The 23,837-nt window shown below is 46.2% G+C and carries 25 protein-coding genes, 1 tRNA gene and 1 pseudogene; 11 read left to right on the forward strand and 16 right to left on the reverse strand.

Translation table 11 applies throughout. From position 1 onward, the window contains the following. The first annotated feature begins 126 nt into the window (after window positions 1-126). Window positions 127-1,338 carry an MFS transporter gene (locus tag C170_RS11970; protein ID WP_036609709.1) on the forward strand — a complete coding sequence of 404 codons (1,212 nt, stop codon included), beginning with the start codon at window positions 127-129 and terminating at the stop codon, window positions 1,336-1,338. A 105-nt stretch (window positions 1,339-1,443) separates the two neighbouring features. Here the strand turns inward: C170_RS11970 and C170_RS11975 are convergent, their stop codons facing one another. After that, on the reverse strand, window positions 1,444-2,646 hold the full coding sequence (locus C170_RS11975; protein WP_036609711.1) for a cytochrome P450: 1,203 nt from the start codon (window positions 2,644-2,646) through the stop codon (window positions 1,444-1,446). Between the two features lie 486 nt (window positions 2,647-3,132). On the opposite strand from C170_RS11975, the gene C170_RS11980 reads away from it, so the two are divergent. Further along, window positions 3,133-4,359, forward strand: a complete 1,227-nt coding sequence (locus C170_RS11980; protein WP_036609713.1) for an asparaginase — start codon at window positions 3,133-3,135, stop codon at window positions 4,357-4,359. A gap of 166 nt (window positions 4,360-4,525) precedes the next feature. On the opposite strand, the gene C170_RS11985 is transcribed toward C170_RS11980, so the two are convergent. Beyond that, complete coding sequence (locus tag C170_RS11985) at window positions 4,526-5,158, reverse strand: O-methyltransferase (RefSeq protein ID WP_036610944.1); 633 nt, start codon at window positions 5,156-5,158, stop codon at window positions 4,526-4,528. A 239-nt stretch (window positions 5,159-5,397) separates the two neighbouring features. Here C170_RS11985 and C170_RS11990 point away from each other — a divergent pair, with 239 nt between their 5' ends. The 4 genes from C170_RS11990 to C170_RS12005 all read left to right on the forward strand — a co-directional run bounded on the left by C170_RS11990 (window position 5,398) and on the right by C170_RS12005 (window position 10,079). Continuing rightward, window positions 5,398-6,552 (forward strand): THUMP domain-containing class I SAM-dependent RNA methyltransferase, encoded by a 1,155-nt coding sequence (locus C170_RS11990; protein ID WP_036609715.1) that lies wholly within the window; start codon window positions 5,398-5,400, stop codon window positions 6,550-6,552. Window positions 6,553-6,766: 214 nt separating this feature from the next. Then, on the forward strand, window positions 6,767-8,767 hold the full coding sequence (locus C170_RS11995) for an LTA synthase family protein (RefSeq protein WP_036609717.1): 2,001 nt from the start codon (window positions 6,767-6,769) through the stop codon (window positions 8,765-8,767). 75 nt (window positions 8,768-8,842) lie between these two features. Continuing rightward, window positions 8,843-9,271, forward strand: a complete 429-nt coding sequence (locus C170_RS12000) for a cytidine deaminase (RefSeq protein ID WP_036609718.1) — start codon at window positions 8,843-8,845, stop codon at window positions 9,269-9,271. Between the two features lie 82 nt (window positions 9,272-9,353). Next, complete coding sequence (locus tag C170_RS12005; RefSeq protein WP_036609720.1) at window positions 9,354-10,079, forward strand: DsbA family oxidoreductase; 726 nt, start codon at window positions 9,354-9,356, stop codon at window positions 10,077-10,079. Window positions 10,080-10,433: 354 nt separating this feature from the next. Here the strand turns inward: C170_RS12005 and C170_RS12010 are convergent, their stop codons facing one another. After that, entirely contained in the window at window positions 10,434-11,264 is an 831-nt protein-coding gene (locus C170_RS12010; RefSeq protein ID WP_036609722.1) for an aldo/keto reductase, read from the reverse strand. A 174-nt stretch (window positions 11,265-11,438) separates the two neighbouring features. Next, the gene (locus C170_RS12015) at window positions 11,439-11,720 is read right to left on the reverse strand and encodes a hypothetical protein (RefSeq protein WP_036609724.1); all 282 of its coding nucleotides are present in this window, start codon (window positions 11,718-11,720) and stop codon (window positions 11,439-11,441) included. Between the two features lie 150 nt (window positions 11,721-11,870). Between C170_RS12015 and C170_RS12020 the strand changes: the two genes are divergently transcribed. Continuing rightward, window positions 11,871-12,269: a hypothetical protein gene (locus tag C170_RS12020; protein WP_036609725.1), complete on the forward strand. Its 399-nt coding sequence runs from the start codon at window positions 11,871-11,873 to the stop codon at window positions 12,267-12,269. Between the two features lie 101 nt (window positions 12,270-12,370). Here C170_RS12020 and C170_RS12025 read toward each other — a convergent pair whose 3' ends face one another. The 10 genes and pseudogenes from C170_RS12025 to C170_RS12070 form a co-directional block, all read right to left on the reverse strand. Continuing rightward, window positions 12,371-12,592 carry a DUF1450 domain-containing protein gene (locus C170_RS12025; RefSeq protein ID WP_017689421.1) on the reverse strand — a complete coding sequence of 74 codons (222 nt, stop codon included), beginning with the start codon at window positions 12,590-12,592 and terminating at the stop codon, window positions 12,371-12,373. Between the two features lie 21 nt (window positions 12,593-12,613). After that, the gene (locus tag C170_RS12030) at window positions 12,614-12,916 is read right to left on the reverse strand and encodes a heme biosynthesis protein HemY (RefSeq protein WP_036609727.1); all 303 of its coding nucleotides are present in this window, start codon (window positions 12,914-12,916) and stop codon (window positions 12,614-12,616) included. A 142-nt stretch (window positions 12,917-13,058) separates the two neighbouring features. Next, entirely contained in the window at window positions 13,059-13,316 is a 258-nt protein-coding gene (locus tag C170_RS12035) for a hypothetical protein (protein WP_017689423.1), read from the reverse strand. Between the two features lie 196 nt (window positions 13,317-13,512). After that, window positions 13,513-14,724: a M14 family zinc carboxypeptidase gene (locus C170_RS12040; RefSeq protein ID WP_442789458.1), complete on the reverse strand. Its 1,212-nt coding sequence runs from the start codon at window positions 14,722-14,724 to the stop codon at window positions 13,513-13,515. A 228-nt stretch (window positions 14,725-14,952) separates the two neighbouring features. Continuing rightward, window positions 14,953-15,762: a glutamate racemase gene (gene racE / locus C170_RS12045; RefSeq protein ID WP_036610949.1), complete on the reverse strand. Its 810-nt coding sequence runs from the start codon at window positions 15,760-15,762 to the stop codon at window positions 14,953-14,955. A gap of 221 nt (window positions 15,763-15,983) precedes the next feature. Next, window positions 15,984-16,361, reverse strand: coding sequence for a YtxH domain-containing protein (locus tag C170_RS12050; protein ID WP_017689426.1), 378 nt, complete (start codon window positions 16,359-16,361; stop codon window positions 15,984-15,986). A 183-nt stretch (window positions 16,362-16,544) separates the two neighbouring features. After that, window positions 16,545-17,459 carry a DUF4261 domain-containing protein gene (locus tag C170_RS12055; RefSeq protein WP_036609729.1) on the reverse strand — a complete coding sequence of 305 codons (915 nt, stop codon included), beginning with the start codon at window positions 17,457-17,459 and terminating at the stop codon, window positions 16,545-16,547. Between the two features lie 10 nt (window positions 17,460-17,469). Continuing rightward, entirely contained in the window at window positions 17,470-17,931 is a 462-nt protein-coding gene (locus tag C170_RS12060) for a DUF86 domain-containing protein (protein WP_036609731.1), read from the reverse strand. Window positions 17,932-18,104: 173 nt separating this feature from the next. Then, the gene (locus C170_RS12065; RefSeq protein ID WP_017689429.1) at window positions 18,105-18,392 is read right to left on the reverse strand and encodes a Dabb family protein; all 288 of its coding nucleotides are present in this window, start codon (window positions 18,390-18,392) and stop codon (window positions 18,105-18,107) included. A gap of 286 nt (window positions 18,393-18,678) precedes the next feature. Next, window positions 18,679-19,062: pseudogene (locus tag C170_RS12070) on the reverse strand (phage holin family protein); the annotation flags it as partial. A 448-nt stretch (window positions 19,063-19,510) separates the two neighbouring features. On the opposite strand from C170_RS12070, the gene C170_RS12075 reads away from it, so the two are divergent. Continuing rightward, entirely contained in the window at window positions 19,511-20,107 is a 597-nt protein-coding gene (locus C170_RS12075) for a helix-turn-helix domain-containing protein (protein WP_017689431.1), read from the forward strand. 223 nt (window positions 20,108-20,330) lie between these two features. On the opposite strand, the gene C170_RS12080 is transcribed toward C170_RS12075, so the two are convergent. Next, a complete protein-coding gene (locus C170_RS12080) occupies window positions 20,331-21,485 on the reverse strand; it encodes a sn-glycerol-1-phosphate dehydrogenase (protein WP_036609733.1) in 1,155 nt (384 codons plus the stop codon). A 158-nt stretch (window positions 21,486-21,643) separates the two neighbouring features. Here C170_RS12080 and C170_RS12085 point away from each other — a divergent pair, with 158 nt between their 5' ends. Further along, window positions 21,644-21,829: a hypothetical protein gene (locus C170_RS12085; protein ID WP_036609735.1), complete on the forward strand. Its 186-nt coding sequence runs from the start codon at window positions 21,644-21,646 to the stop codon at window positions 21,827-21,829. A 105-nt stretch (window positions 21,830-21,934) separates the two neighbouring features. Here C170_RS12085 and C170_RS12090 read toward each other — a convergent pair. Next, a tRNA-Leu gene (locus C170_RS12090) sits at window positions 21,935-22,018 on the reverse strand. A gap of 226 nt (window positions 22,019-22,244) precedes the next feature. On the opposite strand from C170_RS12090, the gene C170_RS12095 reads away from it, so the two are divergent. Together C170_RS12095 and C170_RS12100 are read left to right on the forward strand one after the other, a co-directional pair. Next, window positions 22,245-23,237 (forward strand): Gfo/Idh/MocA family protein, encoded by a 993-nt coding sequence (locus C170_RS12095; protein WP_036609737.1) that lies wholly within the window; start codon window positions 22,245-22,247, stop codon window positions 23,235-23,237. A gap of 223 nt (window positions 23,238-23,460) precedes the next feature. Next, the gene (locus C170_RS12100; protein WP_036609739.1) at window positions 23,461-23,823 is read left to right on the forward strand and encodes a winged helix-turn-helix transcriptional regulator; all 363 of its coding nucleotides are present in this window, start codon (window positions 23,461-23,463) and stop codon (window positions 23,821-23,823) included. Window positions 23,824-23,837: the final 14 nt, after the last annotated feature.

Here is a 23,837-nt window from a genome sequence, read left to right on the forward strand (position 1 = left end):
TGCGTTCTACGTGACAATACTATGACATTCCTTACACCCATCCCTCATATGCCAATTATGTTATAATGAAAGAATGGTGTTTTTTTGAGAATTACAGAAATATCTTTGAAAGGAAGTGAAAGCACTTTGAAAACGTGGAAAGTAAACCTCATTGTGCTTTGGTTCGGACAATTTTTGGTCAATTCGGGCATGACCATGATTACCCCATTTTTGTCTCTTTATCTCGCAAGAGATCTGGGCGTTGTTGGCGAACATGAAATTGGCATATGGGCGGGATTTATTTTTGCAGCCAATTTCCTCACCTCATTTTTGTTCCAACCCCTCTGGGGTAAGTTATCAGACAAGTATGGCCGTAAAGTTATGCTGCTGCGGTCGGGATTCGGGATGGCCATCGTAATTGCCCTTATGGGTCTGGCACAGAATCCTTGGCAGCTTCTCTTATTGCGTTTGCTTAACGGTACCATCTCCGGTTTCAATCCTGCAGCTGTTGCACTGATATCGGGTACCACTCCGAAAGACCGCATGGGTTTTGCCATGGGAATCAGTCAGTCCGGGCAGGTTGCCGGCACCATCCTGGGTCCACTCATTGGTGGATTGTTAGCGGATGCGGTAGGCTTCCGCCCCATTTTCTACATTACAGGTGGACTGATCTTTGTTGCTTCCATGCTTGCCATGTTCCTGGTGAGAGAGAAGTTTGACCGTCAAGAAGCAGCCAAACTACCGGCACAATCCGTATTATCCGGTCTGAAGGAATTGAACAAGTCACCTCAACTGCCCGCACTGTTTGCTGTGACGTTTCTGTTGCAGTTTGCGATGATCAGCCCCATGTCACTCTTGCCGCTGTATGTGCAAAAATTGCATGCTTCGGATGTAAATGTGGCCTTCTGGGCAGGACTTGTCGGTGCAGTTACGGGACTATCCAATATGGCCATGTCTCCGATTCTCGGGAAGCTGAGTGACCGGATTGGTCCTCACAAGGTGCTGACGTTCTCTCTCATAGGAACAGGACTCATGCTTATTCCGCAGGCATTTGTTCAGACCGTGTGGCAGCTCATTCTTGTTCGTTTCATGATGGGTGTGTTCATGGGTGGCTTGCTTCCGAGCGTTAATGCCCTGATCCGTTCCTATACATCCGATAGCATGATCAGCCGTGCATTCAGTTTTAATACGAGTACTCTGGCGCTGGGCAACATGCTTGGAGCGATCATTGGAGGATTTATGGCAGGATTCATCGGGATCGAAGGTCTGTTTATCGTCTCTGGCGGACTGTTACTACTCAATATGGTTTGGGTCCGATTCAAATTGTATAACAAACCTGCTTCTATTCCGGAATCCTGATTCCCTATCATTTCTTAAATAGTCCATCTTAATTTTTCATTTGAAAAAGCCGCTTCCAGCGCCTAATTGGCCTGAGAGCGGCTTTTGTCATTCATGCGCCATTCATCATTTATTTATTAGATTGAATTCTATCGGATAATGTTTCACACCAAATACAAAAGCACTTTGTATCGGTTGCAGAGCCGTTCCAGACACAAGTTGAATGTTTCCCATGTGCTGAAGCAATGTATGAAGAACTACCCTTGCCTCCAATCGAGCGAGTGGTGCACCCAAACAAAAATGAATGCCAAAACCAAAGCCCATATGCCTGTTAGGTTTGCGATCAGAGATGAAGTTTTCCGGGTTTTCAAATTGGGCACTGTCCCGATTGGCTGCTCCAACCCAGGAAATCACCTGCTCTCCAGCTTGAATCGTCTGACCATTCAACTCTACAGTTTCCTTGGCGACCCGCCCAATCGCCACAATTGGCGGATAATATCTCAACGTCTCTTCAATCGCAGAAGTAATCCGCTCAGGATGTTCGCGCAACTCCTGTTGTAGCTCGGGTTGTTCAGACAGAATACGAACCGCATTGGTAATCAGGTTGGTTGTTGTTTCATTACCGGCAGCAAGTAAGAGAATACAGAAGCCTACCATTTCATCTGAAGTCAATTGCTGACCATCAATCTCCGCAGCAAGCAGTAATGAGATCAGATCATCTTTTGGCTGCAACCGACGTTCTTCCATAATGCCAGTGAAATAGATATGCAACTCCTGCATATTTCTTTTTTTCTCCTCCAATAACTCCTGGAAAGCCTGATCACTATCGTCACGCGCGCCTTTCACCAACACATCAGACCAGTCTTTGAACTTTTGACGATCCGCCGCAGGGACTCCGATCAATTCCGCAATGACAATGACGGGCAGTGGTGTTGCAAGGTCATCAATAAGTTCCATATGTCCTTCTGACAGGTGTGGAGCAATTAACTCATCTGTGATTTCCTGAATACGCGGAGCCAATGCTTCAATTGCCTTGGGTGTAAACGCCTGATTCACCAGATCACGCAGCTGTTTGTGTTTGGGAGGGTCTGTCGTCAACATGCTCGTATTGGCACGATCACGTGCAGAAGAGAATAGTTTCGGATTTTTCAGAACGTACTTCACATCTTCATAACCAAAAACATCCCAACATTCTCGATGCTCATCATAGCGGACTGGAGTGTTATCACGAAGTTCTGCATACACCTTGAAGGGAGATATCCTCTCTTCCAAAGTCTCCAGTTCCCGAATCGGAATGTAATTTGCATACTTTCTCGGTGCCTGTTTCATCGTTTCTCCTCCAATCAATATTATATATTTATTTACATATGTTGATCACCCCTATTATAAACATAACTCTATAACGAAACCACTCTTTAGACCGTAATTGAGCCCCATTACCTAATATGCGTTACTATCATCCTCTCATTCTGTTACCTACTTCTGATATGAGTCCCAATTCGACATTTTTTTATTAAAATGCTTCATTTTATCAGGACAAAAGACTCATTATGTAATGTTAACTAACATTAGAAGGGCTTATTTTCCTTCAAAATTACTAAAACCAGCTCTTATATATCTCTAGCAAAATGAATATTCTTTCGTAATTCCTCATAAATAATCACTTTACTCTCATTATCTACGAATGTAATCGATTACTCTACCATTATCTACGTTTGTCATATTAATTAACATGAAATACAATAAATTTGAAATGGTATACATATTCTTCTTAACAAACTTAACATCACACTTACTTGAAGGAGAGTGCTATTCATGAGTAAAACATCCAATCTTCGTCCCTGGGCCGTATGGAGTACCGCAGCTTTAACAGCATTGACCATCTCGTTGTCCCCCATTGGAACCTACGCCGCGCACGCAGCTACGGTAGAGGTGAAAGGCACAACAGGTGCTGTTCAGACAGCAACTACTACTCCGGCTCGCAATACTTCCATTCCTGCAATACCAGACTCTTCCAAACAATCTGCACTTCCTAATGTATTGGTGATTGGAACTGGCGGAACGATTGCCGGTCAATCCGAGGATGCCACCAGCTTCCAGAATTACAAGGCAGGTACACTTCCCATTGGAGAGATGGTAGACGCCTTACCGGATAAACAGAAGATTGCCGATGTTAGCACGCTCCAATTCGGAAACTCAGGTTCAGGTTCCTATAGCATGACCGACCTCTATGACTTGTCGCAGACCGTAGACAAAGCTCTGGCAATGTATGACAGTGTTGTCGTTACTACGGGTACAGATACTATGGAAGAAATCGCTTATTTCCTCGATATGACGGTTCAGAGTGACAAACCTGTCGTGATCACAGGCTCCATGCGTCCATGGACCGTCATCGGTTCTGACGCTCAAGCCAATCTGTACAACGCCATCAAACTTGCAGGCAGTGGTCGTACCACTTCATTTGGCACAGTACTCATGTTGAATGACACAATCCAGCTTGCTCGCGGTGTAACCAAGACAAATGATTATCGGACAGATACGTTTGAAACGCCGATGCTCGGCGCTGTAGGATATATTGATGAAGAAAATATCCGAATCTACCGTGCTCCTGCACGTGCCTTGAAACCTGAAGGCACAGCAAAGCCCGTATTTGATCTAAGTAAAATCACAAAGGCAGATCTGGCCAAAGTAGAAATTGCGATCTCGTATCAAGAAGCTGGCGGCGGAGCCATTGAAGGATTCGTGAGCAGCGGTGCCAAAGGAATTGTGACTTCCGGTACCGGAGCTGGCGGTATCTCCAGAGCTATGGGACAAGCTCGTACCAAAGCCATTGAAGAAGGTGTCATCTTTGTGACCACCACTCGGACGGGTTCAGGAAGTGTGTACGGTGGCGGCAAAGGTATCATTGCAGGCGACAACCTGAGTCCACAACAAGCTCGTGTATTATTGATGCTGGGCTTGTCCTTCAGTGATGATTTTGACACCATCAAAAAATGGTTTGAAACGTACGGAACACCTGAAGTACAAACAGAACTACTATAACGATATCTGTAAACACAAAGAAAGAGACGATACTCCCCGTGATTCAAGGTGTGTCGTCTCTTCTTTTTGTTTTCAGAAAACTCCGTACAGAATCACGATCCCCCCACAAACATAAAAGCGTGAGATCGTGCTCCATCGGAGTATTATCTTTAGGAAATATCCACTTTTACTTCACCCAGGCAAGTACCAGCCCATCGTAATCCGGCAACATGGTCGTCACCAGGCGCGGGTCACTTGCCATCTGTTCATTGAAACGACGAACAGCAAGCACGGCCGGGCCCTGCTTGTCCGGATTCAGCGTACGACCACGCAGGAAACAATTATCACCTACAATGACAGCACCTGGCCGAGCCAGCTTGATGGCATAATCAAGATATACCGGATAATTCTCCTTATCTGCATCAATAAAGAAAAAATCAAATGTGCGACCTTCCTGCTCCAATTGCTCCAGGCTGTCTGCCGCCGGGCCAATGCGGTACTCCACCTTTTCGCCAAAACCGCCTTCCTCCAGATGACCACGCGCCATTGCCGCATATTCCTCTTTCAGTTCCAGTGAAGTCAGGGTTCCATTCTCACGCAAACCACGTGCAATGCAGATCCCACTGTAACCGCCCAGCACGCCGATTTCGAGCGCAGCTTCTGCTTTGGATGTCTTCGCTAGAAAAGTGAGCAATCGTCCATATGCCGCAGCAACCGAAACTTCCGGCATGCCGTTCGAACGGATAGCCTCTTTCACTTTTAGCAAAAGGTCATCCTCTTGAAATAATTGATTTACATATTCATCAGGGGTCAGATTCACCACTAAAATCCTCCTTGGACACTTGGACTGCTTTCCATATGGATGCCAATGTTCTATAATAAATGTTTGTTATCAACACAGGCGGTTGACTGGTGTATCACCTCGAAAGAGGAATGCATATGTTCACCGCATTTCTCATTGTAAGTTTTTTCACGGAAAGCGGCAAGGCCGCACCGTTACTATACAGCAGAGAGAAGGATTTCCCTTCTCCAGCTTGAAATGGAGTTGAAATGAATCACATGGCTCAATTGCAATTGATTGCAACCTCGGCGATGGGACTCGAGGCTGTTGTTGCCCGGGAACTGAAGCAACTGGGGTATGAAGATGTTACGATCGACAATGGCCGGGTTTTCTTCACAGGAGATTATATTGATATTTGCCGTTGTAACCTGTGGCTGAGAAGTTCGGATCGCGTATTGGTGAAAATGGGTGAATTCCCTGCCACGACTTTCGACGAATTGTTTGAAGGCACCAAAGCGTTGCCTTGGGAAGAGTGGATTCCTGCCGACGGCGAATTCCCTGTAGAGGGTCGTTCTCAAAAATCCCAGTTAAGCAGTGTGCCTGCATCACAAGGGATCGTGAAAAAAGCAATCGTAGAGAAACTGAAGCTGACTTATGACACGGAGTGGTTCCCAGAGGATGGGTCTCGTTATGTGATTGAGGTCATTCTGCTGAACGATCGCGCCCTGCTTACTTTAGATACGACGGGACCAGGTCTGCATAAACGGGGTTATCGTAAACTCGTTACCGAAGCGCCACTCAAAGAAACACTTGCTGCAGCTCTTATTCAGCTCAGTCGCTGGAATGTATCCCGTCCATTCTATGACCCATGCTGTGGATCAGGCACAATGCTGATCGAAGCCGCTATGATCGGCTGGAACATTGCACCAGGACTTCGTCGGACCTTCAACTCTGAGGACTGGGCTGTCATTCCTGAAGAATTGTGGGAACAGGCGCGCGAAGAAGCATTCGATGCTGTACGTGACGATGTCCCGTTACAAATTTCAGGTAGCGATATTGATCCTGAAGCGATTGAAGTTGCTATGGCAGCGATCAAAAGTGCTGGCTTTGCCAAAGATATTGAAGTCAGCGTCCTGCCCGCTCATCGCGCAAGACCACAGGGTGAATATGGTGTCATCATTACCAATCCCCCATATGGTGAACGTTTGAGTGAAGAAAAAGAAGTTCAGAAGTTGCTCCGCTCATTAGGGCGCAGTTACCTCGACATGCCAACATGGTCCTTTTTTGCAATCACGTCAACCAAAGCTTTTGAGGAGTATTTCGGTCATAAGGCAGACAAACGTCGCAAGTTGTTCAACGGACGAATCGAAACCCAGTACTATCAGTATTTGGGCCCACTGCCCCCACGAAATAAAACACCACAATCTTCATAATTATTTCGAATCTAAAGTGCTCCTGCCATCTATGGCCGGGGCGCTTTTTTTGTGCGCTTTTCTGGTCATATGAATTCACCGACTTCGGTCTTCGGCTGGACAAGATTCAATTCTCCCTGAGGCATAGTTGAAAACACATGAGGCCACGCTATAATGGATGGAGCCCTATTTTACATTCCGATAACAAAACAACAAAAGCAAGGGGGACATACATATGGTTGTCACTCGGCCTACGCGCAGTGCCATGCCACGCGGGCTTCTAAATCATCCATTAACGTTATATCTTATTTTTCTTGTGCTCATGCTGCTCAAACTCATGTGGCTCCATCACAATCTTCACGCTTATAACATTACGATGGGACTGCTGGATAAAGTCATTGCTATTGGATCTTTACTACTCTTGTCCTTCTGGACCTGGTTGCTGCCACGTAGAGGCATGATCGTGTCTCTCGTGGTGCTTAACCTGCTGCTTACCGCACTAATCTACGCCGATATGGTGTATTATCGCTATTTCCAGGATTTCTTGACCATCCCGGTATTGTTGCAGGCGAGACAAGTTGACGCATTGGGTGACAGCATCGCTACATTGATCTACACAAGCGATCTATGGTTCTTTGCCGATTGGCTTGTCGTCATTCCATTCGCAGCTATCGTACTATTCAACAGACGTTACCGTTCGAAGCACACCAGTCCGTCTGTTCATGGCTATGGAAGTTATTCGTACAACGATGGCAAGGCACGGTTGCGCCGCCGTCTCACGGCTGGCAGCATTGCCCTTGTGCTGGGACTTGGCCTCGCGGTTGGCCCGATTTATTTCTACAGTAAAACATGGGCCAAAGGCCTGTTTGATAACAACTGGTGGAATGTATCCATGTATAATGTGACCGGACTGCTCGCTTTTCACGGTTATGATCTGTACAACTATGCCAAAGACCACATCGGCTCCGGGCCGCAGGCTGACCCCGCTGATGTTGAACAAGCAAAGGCATTCTTCGCCGAAAGGCAAGGAACTGCCCCGCAGAATGATGCCTTGTTTGGCAAATATAAAGACAGCAATGTGATCATTGTCCAGGGTGAGGCTTTTATGAACTTCATGATTGGCCAGAGCATTGGCGGTCAGGAGATCACGCCCCATTTTAATGAACTGATGAAGGAAAGCCAGTATTATAGTCACTTTTACCACCAGACCGGTCAGGGCAGAACGTCAGATGCCGATTTTGGTGCAAACATTTCCCTACATCCACTTCCGGTTGGATCAGCGTTTGTACGTTATGCAGACCATACGTATGATTCCCTTCCTTCCATTCTGAAGGATAACGGGTACAGCACCAACGTATTTCATGCTTATGAGAGTGGCTTCTGGAATCGGTATACGATGTATCAGAATATGAAGTACGACAAGTTTTATAGTAAAAATGATTTTGCACAGGATGACCCGCTTGGCTGGTCCCTGTCTGATGAATCCTTTTTCCGGCAATCCGTTGAGAAAATGAGTAGTGAGGTGACCGAACCGTTCTATTCCTTCCTCATTACACTCAGCAGTCACCATCCATACGCCTTGCCTAAAGAGAAACAGCAACTGGATGTAGGCGAGTTCCAGGGGACCATGTTTGGTAACTATCTGCAATCCGTTCATTACGTGGATTCAGCACTCGGTCAGATGGTGGAAGATCTGAAAAATCGGGGATTATGGGAAAATACCATTTTTATGTTCTACGGAGACCACGACAACTCAATTAAGGAACAATCACAATACGAACAGTTCCTGGGACGTTCGCTGAACGAACTGGATATGGCAAAGATCATGAACGAGGTTCCCCTGCTCGTGCATTTACCGGACGGAGCAGCTGCCGGAACCATCAACGAACCTTCGGGACAACTGGACATCACGCCTTCCGTACTGCATTTGCTAGGCTTATCCGACCAGTCCTATTATCATATGGGTAACGACGTATATGACGGGTCTGGGCGTACGGTTGTGCTACGTAATGGCACATTCTCGGATGGTTCTGTATTCTATATTCCATCGGATGATTATATCTATGAGAGCGGTGCTTGTTATGACCTGTCCACACGCGACAAAACGGACATCAATGCTTGCCGCCCCGGTCATGATGAAGCAGCCAAGCGATTACATGTCTCGGACACCGTAATTACCTATGATTTGATTCAGCGCTTTCGAGAGGAAGACAGTGGAGCAGCAACATCGCAATGAGCAATATCGTAATGACAAGCTAAACAAAAACACGAAATGAATTAAATTGGATTTAAAAAGGGGAACTTGCATTACATGACATCATACACTGAACCACTCAATATTGAACAGCAATTGTTCGATGCAGCCGCAAAATTTGTGAAGCAACGTTATCCTCAGGGATGGGGCGGTGCGGGTGCCGTCTATACCGAAGCTGGCTCCCTGCTGATTAGCGTAGCTCCAGAGGTCATCAACGATGCCACGCATCTGTGTATGGAAACAGGAGCTTATCTGGAAGCCCACAAATTGAACGAACGTGTCACCCACTCCCTCTGTATCACTCGTGATGACGAGCATTCAGAATTTAAGGTTCTTACACCTTGCGGTGTATGCCAGGAACGATTATTTTACTGGGGCGAAGAAGTCAAAGCTGCCGTATACGATCCTTCTGGTCAACTGGTCTTCAAGAGACTGGATGAGATTCAACCTTACCATTGGTCCAAGGCATATCGGGATAAAAAGTAATCTCCTTGCGAATTATAGAAAGTGGCTTTATAATTGTAACCATATTAGTTTCAACTAAAAGGATGATGGAGGTTTTAATAAAATGAATATTGAGATATGGTCTGATTTTCTGTGCCCTTTCTGTTATATCGGTAAACGCCGCCTGGAGAATGTACTGGAACAGTTCCCACACCGTGATGAAGTGAAGCTGCAATTCAAAAGCTTCGAGCTTGATCCAAACGCTGCATTGAACCCAGGCAAAACCAATTCGGAATATTTGGCTGCCAAATATAATATGAGCGTGGAACAAGCCAAAGGTATGAATGCCCAGATGAATGCCAATGCTCGTACGGCAGGACTGGAATACAATATCGATGCCATGATTCCTACAAACTCCTTCTCAGCTCACCGCTTGACACACTGGGCAGATACACAAGGCAAAGCGCTTGAACTGAGTGAACGAATCTTCCAAGCTGTGTTTATTGAAGGTAAACACTCCGGTGATACTGAAGTGTTGGCTCAGTTAGCAGAAGAAGTCGGCTTGGATCGAGACGCAGCTACGGCAGTGCTGTCCAGTGATCAATTCACCGACAATGTCCGCGCTGACCAAGCAGAAGGCGAGCAACTCGGTATCCGCGGTGTACCTTTCTTTGTATTCGACCGTAAGTTCGCCGTATCGGGCGCTCAACCTGACGAGGTGTTCCTGGATGCCATTCAAAAAGCATGGGACGACCGTTCCCCTTTCACCATGGTTGAATCCAACACAACAGAAACAGACGGCAGTGGCATCTGCACAGATGACGGATGCGAAGTCCCGAAAAAAAATTAAGCCAATTCACACGAAAAAAGCAACAGGATCAGGGATATTTCCCGATCCTGTTGCTTTTTTATATACTTCTTAATTACCCACCAAATCTAAAGATGGATTTATAATTTTCACGATAACGGAGTGGGCAGAAAAAAGCTGGAGAAGCGGAGCGCTCGCATTTATCACCGGATTTCTCCCTTGATACAGGGAATTTCAAAAAAATCCGGGTATAACGGCGATCGAAAGATTGTTCTGCACAAGTAGTGTCTTAGCGTGACCGATTATGCTACATCTTAAAACCCACGAAGAACGATCCGTGACCGGAACCTCCACTAACTTATCATCAAACACATAATTCAATTAGCGCCTACCCACTTAATCCCAGAACAGTTGATCCGGATGTGGACCTGTCCGCTTATCCGAATCCAGTGCATCAATCTGTCTCAACTCATCCGGTGTCAATTCAAAGTTAAAGATGTCCGCATTCTCACGAATACGCTCCGGGGTAACCGACTTCGGAATCGTCACAATCTGATTCTGAATGTCCCAGCGCAGAATGATCTGAGCTGGCGTTTTCCCATATTTCTGGGCCAGCGCTTTGAGGGTGGACTCTTGGTTAAGTTTGCCTTTCATAATAGGACTCCATGCCTCCAGCTGAATTCCCTGCGCCCCGCAGAAATCCTGAAGTTCCTGCTGGATCAGACCCGGATGCAGCTCTACCTGATTTACCGCAGGTACCGTTCCGCCCTCATCTATGATATCTTGCAAATGATGTACTTGAAAGTTACTCACACCAATCGCACGGATGCTTCCTTCGCTATATAGACGTTCGAATGCTCTCCACGTCTCCTTGTACTGATCTCTGCCAGGCCAGTGAATTAAATAAAGATCAATCACATTCAGTCCAAGTGCCTTCTGACTGGCTTCAAATGCTCTCAACGTTGAATCAAATCCCTGATCCTCATTCCAGAGCTTGGTCGTCACAAACAGTTCGTTACGGGCAACACCACTGCTTGCAATAGCTTGTCCCACTTCTTCCTCATTGCCATAGATGGACGCGGTATCAATACTACGATATCCAACCTCCAAAGCGGTCTCAACCGCCTGTTGTACTTCCTTACCTTTTGCTTTATATGTTCCAAATCCTAGCCATGGCATCGTTACTCCGTTGTTCAGAATCGTACAATCTGTAATATGTTTTGTCATTCTGTACCTCCCGTATGGAATTTTGCCTGCTCTTGTTCTATTAACCTTCTCACAGAATTTTAAGCGACCATTCGACATACTGTCGGAGTAAACCCATGGACCCAGAGTCTTTGCAAAAGATATGAAAAACCCGCAAAGCATTACTGCCCTGCGGGTTCTGATGTGACAGGAACGTTATAAATCCCCTTGACCGTGCTGACTCTGGATTGAATTCAATCTTCTCTTCTCCTCGATGAACATTTCCTCTGCCAACTCAACACCTTGCCCTCCGAGTGAAAGCTCTGCTTGTCGCATCGCCTGCTCCGTGTGTGCCAGACGTCGTTCCGCCTGTACAATGGTCTGTGCCGTCGGATGAGACATGGCCTGAGATACAGCATAATGAAGCTTGTTCACCGCATTTTGCGCCTGAGATACGGTGGTATCGGCTTGCAAACTGGAATCATAACGCTTCGGCATGAGTATTCCTCCTTGGGATTATCATGTTCCTGTTACCCCTTTAGGATGGATAACACAAGCCTTCCTTATTCTTCTTTTGTGTTTTTATCGTAACTTTAGTTGATTACGATACGTTTATTACATAATCATGCCGAATCAGGAGGAATTCATTTGAAGAAAATATTACTGACACTCTGTATGCTGCCCTTCCTCATTTGGGTACAAGGCTGCGCTCCAGCTACATACGAGATAGAAGGATATACAGCGTCATCCATGAACCCAGACATCCCGGTTCCAACCAATGCAAAACTTATTGAGAACATAACTTATTCCGATGATCCAAATCTTAAAAAAGGCGCTAATTACGAGCTGAAACATATTGGGGGTGAGCAAGGACTATACCCACCAATGGATTATTTTCAGAAGTTAGCGGATACAGGTTGGGTAGGATTGGAGGAAAAACGACTGGGAAATGTACATTTTCTGAAAAAGGATACTACCGTCATCGCCATTGAAATTCAAGAAAACACCTTCCAAATTACTGAGTTGGTCGAAGGTGCTATGGAGTAACACACCCTTTCACTTCTACCCAAACGCAAAAAAAGGAGAGGCACGTAGCCCCTCCTTTCTGATGTGTGGACAGTTTTCTCCACTCACCTTGTTATATCCTATTACTTCACAAACTTTGCGACTTTGGCGAGCACTTCTTCTTCTGTCGGCGCACTGATATACCGACCATTAATAAAGACAAATGCACGTTTCGCGCAAGGACCGCAATAGGATTTGCACCCAATCTTGATCTCCGTGTCTGGAGCCATTTTCTGCAACTTGGGCACAATCGATTTCAGTCGGACATGATTACACTTTTCGCATACGCGGATATCGTTAGCCATGAGTTCCCCTTCTTCGCGCCCTTAGTGGTCGCCGTGATTACCCTGGGACGGATTCGTAATAACAAATCCCTCTTCCGGGAAGTAGAGGTAGTCAATTTTAACACCGTTTAACAAAGGCTGATCATTCGCGAGAATGACATCAATCTCTTTATCGGTAGATACAACTGTATCATTTTCTTTTGGTGTGTCGATATCCAGGCCGTAGTGAGCATGGTCACCATGTGCATGGGTGATGACAACGCGCAGTTTTTTTCCTTCGTTCTCCGGCTTGTCCAATTCAAGCTTCAATACTTTAGCAGCATTACGCGTAATTTTGCAGTTCATTCTCTTCATCTCCTATATTGTAATTGCAGGTTTCAACAATTTCAGCATTCTTAAACTACAGCATCTATTGTAAAGAAAGTTACCGCTCTTCGCAATAACATTGATGCGAATTCATTGTTAAACCTATCCATTTAGGCACAAATTAAGAAGGAGCCCCTTCCTGAAGCACAGGATATTTGCGTTCTGCCCGGCTTACAAACCAGTTCATCAGAATCAAAGTGACCCCGATATCATCGATGGGCATAAACGGCATGACGTCAGGAAGTACCCAGTACAACAGCGCTGGAATAATAAACAACAGCTTTTCTCCCAAAGGAATCTGCGGAGCCCGGAGCAGCCGGGGGAGCCTTTTGAAAACTTGTGTCCATCGTTTGAACGACAGTAGTCTTCTCCACTTCATTTGAATCCCTCCGTATAATTATATATGTCGCCGAAACGGCACATCCATCATTACCCGTTCGAAAACCATTCAGAACGAATGACGTAACATGCCATTATAAAAAATAATAAAAACGGAACGTCGCTCATAGCGTCCGTTCCTGTTATACGAATGATCTACTGTTAAGTTTCACACCATCATAATTCAGGGTCTTGCCTCATTGTCCATTGGATAACAGTTCAGCCAGCAACATTCCCACTTCGATACAAATATCATCAAACTGTTCTACGGGAAGCGGATTAACACCCAATCCAACTTCTACCGTGAAGCCCGGTCTACCGAAATCTTGAATAAACCAGTCCTTGTATCCGGCATCACTGCCACCGAGCTTCACCGCCTTGTAGCCGGAAGCTTTGGCGAGTCTACGAGACAGCGGTCCACTCTCCCTGGGTTCCAGATCACGGTAGTTCCAATAAATCTCCTGTCCCTGACTATGCAGGGATACAACCGCATCAAATGTGTGTTGCCGCGTCCACTGCGCAAGAGCCTGTGCCTCCGGTTCTGTCAATGGCGCGGTCCCCGCATAATCCCTGGGGCCAGGTGAGGTCACACCTCTTCTCGCTGCCTCTTCATCCCAATGAGCTGGAAATTGATCATTCAGATCCACCCCTCTGATGTTGGCCTTCCAATGGGTGAAATGTGATCTGTCCGCATTCCAGGCTAACAACTGCTGTGCATGTGGATGCTGATTGAGCACACCTTCCTGAACCAGTTCGACCCCGTCCGGATTAACCATCGGCACGGCCCAGAGTGTCGTCTCTTGCATCCAGCGTTCTGTCTGATATTGATGCCATGTCCTATGCGCACTATACGCCTCGGCATACTCTTCGATAAACTTCATCAAAACTGCTGTTGTCAACCACTCATTCGCATGAACGGAAGCATTAACATGGATATGTCTCGACCCTTGCCCAATACGCAAATAAGGCAACGACTTCCCCATGACACTTGTTCCAATGGACCCCGTTTCTATAAACGGGTATTGATTCTCCAGCTTGTCTATATCCCTGATTAATTCTCGATAACCATACTCTCCCTGTATCTTTACAATAGTTTTTCCATTCGAAGCCGGAATATGAATACAGCGACCAACCCAGTCGGTTACATTGGTAATTTCGGGATTGGCCTGGCGCAACAACTCTTCGTCCAGACCAAATCTCCCTGCAATCTCCCCTACACTTTCTCCAGGCGGTACAGCGTATCTGCGACCTGTCCCGGGGACAATACGCAGCATCTGACCTGCCAGCAAGTATGGCTGGGAAGCCACTTCCGGGTTTAGTGCAGCAAGTAACTCTTTGGTCATATGATGTGCTGACGCAATTCGCGGCAATGTATCTCCCCGCTGAACGATAATCCACTGCAGATCCATGTTGTTCTCCTTTCCACAGGAAAAGACAGGTCTCCTGTCCAGTTCTGACCAATTTCGTGTCTGTAACATATGTATGCAGGTCAGGTTGTCCGTCATGTGACAAGAATCATGTTTATCTCCTGTTAATGCATAATGACGACAAAAAATCCCGGAACTTCACAGTTCCGGGATAGTCCACAACCATATTACATTAATTAAAAGTCTTATTCATGCATAATTTGAGTATAACTATGATAATTGCGTAACCTGCCAGACAACAGGGGTCTTGGAGATCTGCTCCCCCAACCATCGACGGGTGATATTCTGGAACATTCTCGGGTCACCCGTGCAGAAAAATTGATGCACCGGAGTCTCATCCCCACTGGCCAGCTTTCGTTTATCATATAAAATCGTACTGATTTCACGTGCCGTTTCATCTGCTGAACTGATTAACTTCACTTCCTGTCCCATAACTTCCTGAATCGTGTCCATGAGAAAGGGATAATGCGTACAACCCAGAATAAGACAATCGATTGGCTGTTGTTTGATCTCGCCCAATGATTGTTCCACCGTATGTGTCGTGTGCTCGGAACGAAATTCACCTTGTTCCACCAACGGCACCAGCGCCGGACAAGCCTGACTGACCACATCAATATAGGGGGACAACTGTTTGAGTGCCGATGTATAAGCCCCACTACCTATGGTACCCGTGGTACCAATCACACCAATACGTCCTGTACGTGTCGCTGTGATTGCGGCCCGCGCACCCGGATGTATAACACCAATGACAGGCATATTCACCTTGGCACGGATATACTCCAACGCGGCTGCTGTTGCTGTGTTACAGGCGATAACGATAACCTTCGGATCGAATTGGATCAAGAAATCAACGATTTGTTCCGTAAATTGTTTTACTTGTTCGGACGAACGGGGTCCGTACGGTGTCCGGGCAGTATCCCCAAAATAAATGATCTTTTCCCGCGGGAGCTGACGCATCACTTCCTTGGCGACGGTCAATCCCCCCACACCGGAGTCTAATATAGCGATTGCTTGCTGCACGAACACACCGCTTCCTTCTTCATTGAATTGGTTCTCAAAACGATTGTTTCTCAGAGCTTTCTTCCTACCGTATGAACATTCCGGCAAAAAGGTACCTACATCTTACCCGATTTCATCGCAGGGTTCAAATTAAATCCACGCGCTATGTCATCTATGTGTGGACACGCAACAAAGCAGGCTCTCCTCTAATTAGAGGAAAGCCTGCTTATCCCAAGCTTTGCTTAGTTGTCGTCCTTGGACTCATCCGCAGGAAGCTTCGCTACAATGTCAATTCCGGGTTCATCCACTGTTTTATCGATATCATTATCAACAATGGCTGCCGAGATGCGAATTTCTTTCCCTTCAGCGCAATTACGCCAGGATTGAATATCCTGAATCACAACATCTGCGGTCTCTTTAACTTTGGATACGATCTGTGAACTTTGTTCTCCCACGATACCAGCCAGTTCCTGACCTTTCTCCGATACCTGACGAGCACCTTCTGTAATATCCTGACGAAGTTCACGTCCCGATTTTGGTGCCAGCAATAATGCCGTTACTGATCCAACCACGGAGCCAATAAGAGCTCCCCACAACAAACTTTTGTTAGAATCCTTCACGTCACATCTCTCCCTTTGCTATTGTTTAAGTACCGGATCAGAAGCAACGGTCTGTCGCTCAGCCATCCGGGCGAATGCCTACTCTGTTGATGCATTATAAGCAACACAGGCTTGACTTGACACTCCAGATGTTAAAAATAATCTGAACGCCCTTTTTGAATGGATGCAAATGACGGCTTAAACTCAGTTCTGACGAGCCGGCTCGAGATCAGCCGCGGCATGCTCATCCCCCGGGTCCAAATCAATGACATATCGTCCAGGTGCAATTAATGCCGCCTGATGTTCACAACGCCAGCGACGTCCACCTGAAGAACCCAGCGTCTGTCCATCTTGCAGAACATCCCCCTGATCAAATATGTAATACGCTGCACCCAGTAAGGTCTGAGCCACCGTATCGGGATCAAGACCGACGAAGTGACACTGGACATCAGGTACACCCAGCGCAGATAATCCCACGGTATCCATGACCAACCCGCGCTGTTCCTCTGTACCTCCGGCTTGATACATTCGAACGTTCATGGCTGCATACAGATGTTCCTCACGTTCCTGAGCTTGCGTATATGCTTCCGGTTCAACCAGCTTATCACTGCCATACCAATACAGCGCGTCACAGGTCAAACCCTCCATGATTGCCAGTACAGTCTTCTGAAACAGCTCCAGGCGCTGTTTACGAGGCATGGCAGCCGTGAACATATCATGTATCCGAATGGAGTAACGCGCAGCTTCCACAGCTTGTCCTGCATCCGGCCAATGCCATGCTTGTTGCAGAGCACCGCCAAAGCGAGCACGATCTGCGATTTCATTCACAGGGAGCATACAAGTCTGAGCAGGGATATCCCCTTCCTGGAAGGATACCTTGTGGTCCAGATGATAGAAGACAAGCATCTCATGCTTTTGCCCTCCGCTCTCTTGTTTCACATCCAGTCGGACTTGTCCTGTATGACGAATCATAGCTTCCTGCAAACGCAAGCGATCCACCTCTGGACGTTCCCGGAACAAAAGTTCAACCATATACACCGGATGGAATCCGGAAGGTGTTTCATTTGTTTCGTTACTTTCAGTATTTACTTCATTGAATTCTTTTGATTCATTTGTCATGCGATTTCCCTCATTCCTTACGCTGTCCCTCGGCTTGTGCCGTATTGAAAGGACCAAGTTCTTTTTCCACGTAGGCGCTAACCTGAGTAGTAAAATGTTCAAGTATACTCGGCAACTCTACGCTAAGTGGATGGAGCTCAGACCGCTCCCAAGTGTAATAATCCTGCACCAGTGGCTTGCGTAACGTGACAAGCTGACGCAATATCTCATAGGTCGGATTATCAAAAACCTTTTCTTCATAATTAATCTGAATAATATCATCATAGCTGCTTGCATCTCTCATGATGAAGCCGTCTATCAGATAACTTCCCACATCGGTAACAATCTCGATCGCCAGGTGAAGACAACGTTCCTGTACCATACCCAGCATGAGACTGCCATCCCAAGCTTCTGCTGCCCCGCGAAGCCCTTTAGCTACTTCCGGTACAGCAGCAAGCCGGCGGGCAATCTGTTCTCTGTTCACATAATACATTCGTTCACTTCCCGTTCAGTGAGTTATCGGTTCCGTTTCCCTCTTCGCTTAAGCCAGAATATCATCACAGGACAAGCGATTAGAAACACAACAAAAATATATAGAAATTCCATAACGTCTCTTAAATCGCTCATGCAGAGTCCCCTTTATCTCAACGTAGTTTGAATGATAGATCAGATTTCGTAGTCCACTGCAATTGACTGTTCTCTGACTTCGTTCATGTACTTGATAACTTCCTGATGAAGCGGGTGTACCTGATACGCCTGGAGATCCTCCAGTGACGCAAACTCCGCCGTGAGTGAAATGTCGAACGATCTCTCCGAGCGAAGCACATCAATCCCGATTTCAAGTGAAACCAGGACATCAATTTTACCTTCCAGATTGCGAAGCACCTGGGCTGCAGCTTCAATACTTTCTGCTGACCGATCTTTCATTTTGAACAGGACAATATGTTTTATCATCTGGGCAAACACCTCGTTTAATATAATAGTAGAAATGAATGAATTTTCATGTATCCAAAATATATCATAACGTTCTCTATTACGAAAGGATACTTGGAAACGTTCTCTTGATTAAGAAAAACTAATCCGAACCGTTTCCTTTCGATTCGGATTTCTTTTGCGATCCATCCTCCGTCTGTTTCGCGGAGTCATCCTGCAAAGTTTGTCCTGTTTCAGCCTGCTGTTTGATGTTGTCCGGGGTTTGCTGCGGTTTGGACCATTCACGATTCGTCAGATACTCCTGATCCTCCTGTTTCTTCAACACTGCAATGGCCTGTCTGAGCTTTGCAGGCAATGGAAGACCGATTTTGGCATAATTCTCGGTAATTGAAATGAGTTCATTCACCAGATAGAAATAAATAGCTCCGCCTTTGATAAAATCGGTTCCCATGATCAGATCAATTCGATGAGCAAGCAAAACAACCGTCAGCATGAGCCCTTTGCGAGCAATCCCCCAGAATCCAATGTTGCTATTCAAGCCGGTACCTGTTCTTACCGCCGCTGCCAAACCTGTTATATAATCCACAGCCATCGCGACCGCGAGCAGGCTCAGCAATTGATCCCATCCGCCAAAAGCAAACGTAACAAATGCTCCCGAGATGACAGCAAAGGTATTCACAGATAGATGCACGTTCCTCACCTCTCCTTTACACTTGAGTATCATACAATATATGTAAAAGTAAGAGATTTGACAGGTCACATGTCATGCTGAACACGCGGATTTATCATTTCAGATTTGTGCACATCCTCTTCGCAACAGGGGAACGAAAATCACATGCTTTTGGGGAATTCAGGGAAATAAACCGCATCATATCAACAAAAAACAGATAAAAGTTCTTTAGACCTAGTAATAAGTAATTAGAACTATATTATTTTTATTCCTGTTCAATTTCTCCCCTCATTTTTAGTGAAACATTGTAATCTAGGAATATACTAGGATGTGAATTGCGCATGGTCTAGTTCGTAGTTCCCTCTTTATCGTGAATTCACGCATTGATGCATTTGTAACCGGTAATCCCGGCACTTGAAAGTACCCCGTTGTTTATTGTAGTATTTGGTTAAAAAAAATCGGAGGAAATATGCCTAATCAACCAGAACAACATTCCATCCAGGCGTGGTCTCTGATCAACCGTAAATACTTGGGAAAAGGCGTCCGTGTTAAACGATTCCGAAAACCGACACGCTGTCAAATCCGCAATCGTGTTCTTCTTGCCGTGCTGATGGCCAATGATATCAAGTTGTCCCAGCTTGCTGAAGACCTCTCCATCTCTTCACGCAGTGTCAGTGCGTGGGTATATGAAGGACGGATACCCGGCAGTACCAATTTGGACAAGACTTGCCAATTACTCGGCTACCCGCGTCATATTCTCTTCAATGAAGAAGTTGTGCGTAATAGCCCTGTCATATGTCAACCCGAGTCATCTCGCTTCATGAAGCGTACGGTGACCCGTTCTCCGGTTAGTAACCGTATTTTGACAGGCTTGTGTATGGTCCATGATCTGTCGGTGACAGATGTCAGCCACTGGATCGGGGTTCATCCCGGCACTTTCCGCAAATGGCTGCATCAGGGAACACTGCCTTCTGCTGCATTTCAGGAACAAGCGGAGCAATTTTTCCGTATCCCGAAAACTATTTTGTTCGCAGATGTCATCTTGAAAGATCGTCGCAACAACTAAATAAGCGAACAGCCAAAAGGCTCTGATCTCCCCATAGGGAGGCCAGAGCCTTTTTTAAAATAAATTGTATGCCTTCTCTCTCGGACTTGAAGCACTGTTCTGGCTATTCCATCAGAAATGTCAGATAACCTACCCTTTTTCGTCTTTTGCTCCCAAGGAGAGCCATCACAGCCCGCTACAAGTGAAGTTAATGCATTTCATCATGATCATTCTCTCTAAAAGGTCATCCTAATCTCGTGTTTAACACTTCATTGATATATCTCAATCCGGTATATCGAGGACGAAGCGTATGCGCTGTGTTGAATGCATGTTCCACCATCTCCGGGGTTACACCGAGTTGCTCAGTAGTCACAGGTCCACCTACTTGTTCCAACCATGCGATGAGCTGAGAAGCCTCCGGCAATTGATCATATATCCCAAACACTGGTTCATCCGATGTCTGTGCAAGTTCTTTATATTTCACTGTAAGCAATGCACATGCTACGCCAACTTTGGCACCATGCAGAACCGGTCTTTCTCCCGCTTGCATCAGATCCATCTCCAAAATATGGGACAGATGATGCTCACCTCCGGATGCCGGACGGGAATGGTCAATGATCAGCATGGAGATACCAGAAACAATTAATGCGTCCATTAATACAGCTACTCCCTCTGCTCGCCCCTCCGCAATCGCTTGTACATGATCTATGCAGGTATGCAGCGCTTCTTCTGTCATCCGATAAGCAACCGGACAGAACGGTTCCCCGCCCAGATCACGAGAAACAATCCAATCTGCAAGGGAAGTATATTTGCCAAGCATATCTCCGAATCCGGCAGCCGTCATCACTTGGGGAGCTTGCTCCAGGATATTCATATCAGCAAAAATGGCTTCAGGCGGAACAGCCTGAAATGTCTGTTTGATTCCGCTTACAATTAAGGGTGCACCCGCAGAGGTAAAGCCATCTACTGAAGCCGCTGTCGGTATCGACAGAAAGGGCTTATTCATTTTGGAACAAACAAATCTCACCAGATCATGAATGGTACCTGAACCCACCGCAATCACAGCCTGACTTTCGAGTCTCACACCCAACATGACCTGTACAATAGCTGCTTCATCCGCAATGATATCCCCCGTGCGATTCTCCGGTAGAGCGATCTCATCCACATGCATTCCCGCTTCGCGAATACTACTCAGCACATCAGATCCGGCGGCCCGAAACGTATGTCGATCATAAACAACCGTCACCTGACGATATCCTTGCTCAGACAAATAACCCGGTAACCTCTGAATGGCACCAGCTTCCAGATGTATCAGCATATCCACCACTCTGTGTTGATGACCGCAAGCACACTGCTGTGCTTCCTCATTCCATGCTGCAATTCGTTCGTTCATATTCATTCGCTCTTACCCTCCCATATGAGATATCATGCATAATTAACGGGTTAAAACCACAAGATAAAAAAGGAAATAAAATGTGATGATTTTCCTGATCACACTTTACTGCCTGTACCCAATATTTGCAAATCCATATCTCACATTTCCAAGTAGGTGAAGCAATGAAATTAACGAAAGAATTAGGAATTTCGCTCGGATTTCTCGCCGGAACCACTTTTGGCAGCGGTATCGCTTTTTTGTTTCGTCTCCAGTCGGTTGAAGTGGTTGCCAGTGTAACGCTATTTGGTATTGCAGGAGCCATTGCCGGGATCATCACGGCAGTCATTCTGCGCCAGCGGCAACATTAGCATTGGCATGCTGGTAGCAAAATGTAGGCTTCACACGAATGATCCACAAAATAAAAAAAGGTTCGTGAATTGCCCTAGAGCAACTCACGAACCTTTTTTGTTAGATGCGGTCGAGAGGACTCGAACCTCCACGGGGGTTAGCCCACACGGACCTGAACCGTGCGCGTCTGCCAATTCCGCCACGACCGCATAATATGTATCTCCTCATCCATCGATGAAAAGCGTTCCGGTGAAACAATTCCTTGTTTTACCGTAATTCAGAGTATACATGCTCCAAAATAAAAATGCAACTTCTTTTTTTACTCATTCAAGAATAGGACATATGTCCTTTTTTCTCAACTTCAAACACCCTATCGTAGCATTAATCAACAAATATACCATCCATAAGAATGCAAAAATGAAGGAGAGATCCACCTTGAAAACAACCCATCTGTGCTTTATCGGTGCAGGGTTTCATGCATCCACGAATATTTACCCTTCTGTTGTTGAAGCCGGAGCGCAGATCCAGGCCATTGCCACACGCAGTATGGAACGCTCTGAAGCAGCTCTGCTGCGATTTGGCAGCAACGGACAAGCGTATGATAACGCTCAGCTTATGTTACAGCAGGAAACTTGTGACGGTGTCGTTGTGGTCGCCCAGCCTGTAGATCAGACCGCTCTTGTTCTCGAATGCATTGGGGCTGGCAAGAATGTATACGTGGATAAGCCGCTCGGATGGAACGCAGCGGAAGCCGCCACTGTAGCAGAAGCTGCCGAGCAGGCTGGCGTCGTTGTCATGGTTGGTTTTATGAAACGTTATGCCCCCATATACATGAAGCTGAAGGAGCTAATTGATAGTGGTTCGCTAGGTAAGGTACGTTCATTCCAGATGAAATTCGCTGTAGACAGTACCCCATTTTGCAAGGATGAGGAACAGTTCATAAAGCTCGCTGCCATTCATATGGTCGATCTGATGCGTTACTTATTCGGAGAAGTAATACGAGTTACAGGCACAACCGTGAAGGATGGGGAACACATTAATCAAAGCATTTCCCTTGTATTTGAGAATAACGTAGTAGGCAGCGCTTATTTTACCGGCATGAGTGCTTGGTCACGGGAAAGTGAAAGTGTACTCGTCACCTTTGACAACGGATTTGCGTCAGCTGAAGAGATCAACACACTTACTGTTCATCAATCCCGAAGCTCGACCAGCCTTCCCTGGAAATCTCTCGAGGAGCAAGATACTGTATATACACCTTCCGGATCTCCCATGTCAGGAGCTTATCGTGACCTTTATCTACGCGGGTTTGTTGGTGAAATGGTGCACTTCATCGCGTGTTGCCAGAATCAGACTGTCCCACATTCCAGCGCCAAGGATAATATTGCAACGATGGCTCTATGTGACTCCATTCTATCGTCACTGAAGTAGCGTATATACGCTCATCATCATATTTTATACATCCAGCGAAGAGCCTGAAACCCGGGCTCTTTTTTATATTCTAGACATCAGCACATCTGCCTTCGGCTAGAGTTAGGGTTTATAATCTGCATCATAAGTGATATGCTCTTTCATGAACTATACGTACGTTATGTAATATAACCACCCAAATAGATACTATAGAAAATCACCGTAAAGTGGAGGTGTACTTATAATGAAAAAGGACGCAACCAAGCTATGTCCCGCGCCCTACGGCTGTTCCGTGGAAGTTACCCTCAGTGTGATCGGAGGCAAATGGAAAGGTGCCATTTTGTATCATTTATTCTCCGGTCCTTTGAGATTTAACGAGATCCGAAAATTGTTTCCTGACATCACCCAGCGAATGCTCACCCTGCAACTTCGAGAGTTGGAAAGCAGCGGAATTGTTCATCGTGAAATATACCCCCAGATCCCACCTAAAGTGGAGTATTCCCTCACACCATTTGGTGAAACGTTACGGCCGATTATCTTCAGCATGCGAGATTGGGGAGAAACGTATACAAATGAGGTTCTGGCCAGATCCTCACAAGAGGTATAGTACACAAAAGAAGC

The organism is Paenibacillus sp. FSL H7-689, from assembly GCF_000517905.1.
Classification (GTDB): domain Bacteria; phylum Bacillota; class Bacilli; order Paenibacillales; family Paenibacillaceae; genus Paenibacillus; species Paenibacillus amylolyticus.

Excerpts from the sequence above, each read along its gene's own strand:
- C170_RS11975 (WP_036609711.1), bottom strand. The coding sequence starts at position 2,646 with ATGAAACAGGCACCGAGAAAGTATGCAAATTACATTCCGATTCGGGAA.
- C170_RS11980 (WP_036609713.1), top strand. The coding sequence starts at position 3,133 with ATGAGTAAAACATCCAATCTTCGTCCCTGGGCCGTATGGAGTACCGCA.
- C170_RS11990 (WP_036609715.1), top strand. The coding sequence starts at position 5,398 with ATGGCTCAATTGCAATTGATTGCAACCTCGGCGATGGGACTCGAGGCT.
- C170_RS11995 (WP_036609717.1), top strand. The coding sequence starts at position 6,767 with ATGGTTGTCACTCGGCCTACGCGCAGTGCCATGCCACGCGGGCTTCTA.
- C170_RS12000 (WP_036609718.1), top strand. The coding sequence starts at position 8,843 with ATGACATCATACACTGAACCACTCAATATTGAACAGCAATTGTTCGAT.
- C170_RS12005 (WP_036609720.1), top strand. The coding sequence starts at position 9,354 with ATGAATATTGAGATATGGTCTGATTTTCTGTGCCCTTTCTGTTATATC.
- C170_RS12010 (WP_036609722.1), bottom strand. The coding sequence starts at position 11,264 with ATGACAAAACATATTACAGATTGTACGATTCTGAACAACGGAGTAACG.
- C170_RS12015 (WP_036609724.1), bottom strand. The coding sequence starts at position 11,720 with ATGCCGAAGCGTTATGATTCCAGTTTGCAAGCCGATACCACCGTATCT.
- C170_RS12025 (WP_017689421.1), bottom strand. The coding sequence starts at position 12,592 with ATGGCTAACGATATCCGCGTATGCGAAAAGTGTAATCATGTCCGACTG.
- C170_RS12030 (WP_036609727.1), bottom strand. The coding sequence starts at position 12,916 with ATGAACTGCAAAATTACGCGTAATGCTGCTAAAGTATTGAAGCTTGAA.
- C170_RS12035 (WP_017689423.1), bottom strand. The coding sequence starts at position 13,316 with ATGAAGTGGAGAAGACTACTGTCGTTCAAACGATGGACACAAGTTTTC.
- C170_RS12040 (WP_442789458.1), bottom strand. The coding sequence starts at position 14,724 with ATGGATCTGCAGTGGATTATCGTTCAGCGGGGAGATACATTGCCGCGA.
- C170_RS12055 (WP_036609729.1), bottom strand. The coding sequence starts at position 17,459 with ATGACAAATGAATCAAAAGAATTCAATGAAGTAAATACTGAAAGTAAC.
- C170_RS12060 (WP_036609731.1), bottom strand. The coding sequence starts at position 17,931 with ATGTATTATGTGAACAGAGAACAGATTGCCCGCCGGCTTGCTGCTGTA.
- C170_RS12065 (WP_017689429.1), bottom strand. The coding sequence starts at position 18,392 with ATGATAAAACATATTGTCCTGTTCAAAATGAAAGATCGGTCAGCAGAA.
- C170_RS12075 (WP_017689431.1), top strand. The coding sequence starts at position 19,511 with ATGCCTAATCAACCAGAACAACATTCCATCCAGGCGTGGTCTCTGATC.
- C170_RS12080 (WP_036609733.1), bottom strand. The coding sequence starts at position 21,485 with ATGAATATGAACGAACGAATTGCAGCATGGAATGAGGAAGCACAGCAG.
- C170_RS12085 (WP_036609735.1), top strand. The coding sequence starts at position 21,644 with ATGAAATTAACGAAAGAATTAGGAATTTCGCTCGGATTTCTCGCCGGA.
- C170_RS12100 (WP_036609739.1), top strand. The coding sequence starts at position 23,461 with ATGAAAAAGGACGCAACCAAGCTATGTCCCGCGCCCTACGGCTGTTCC.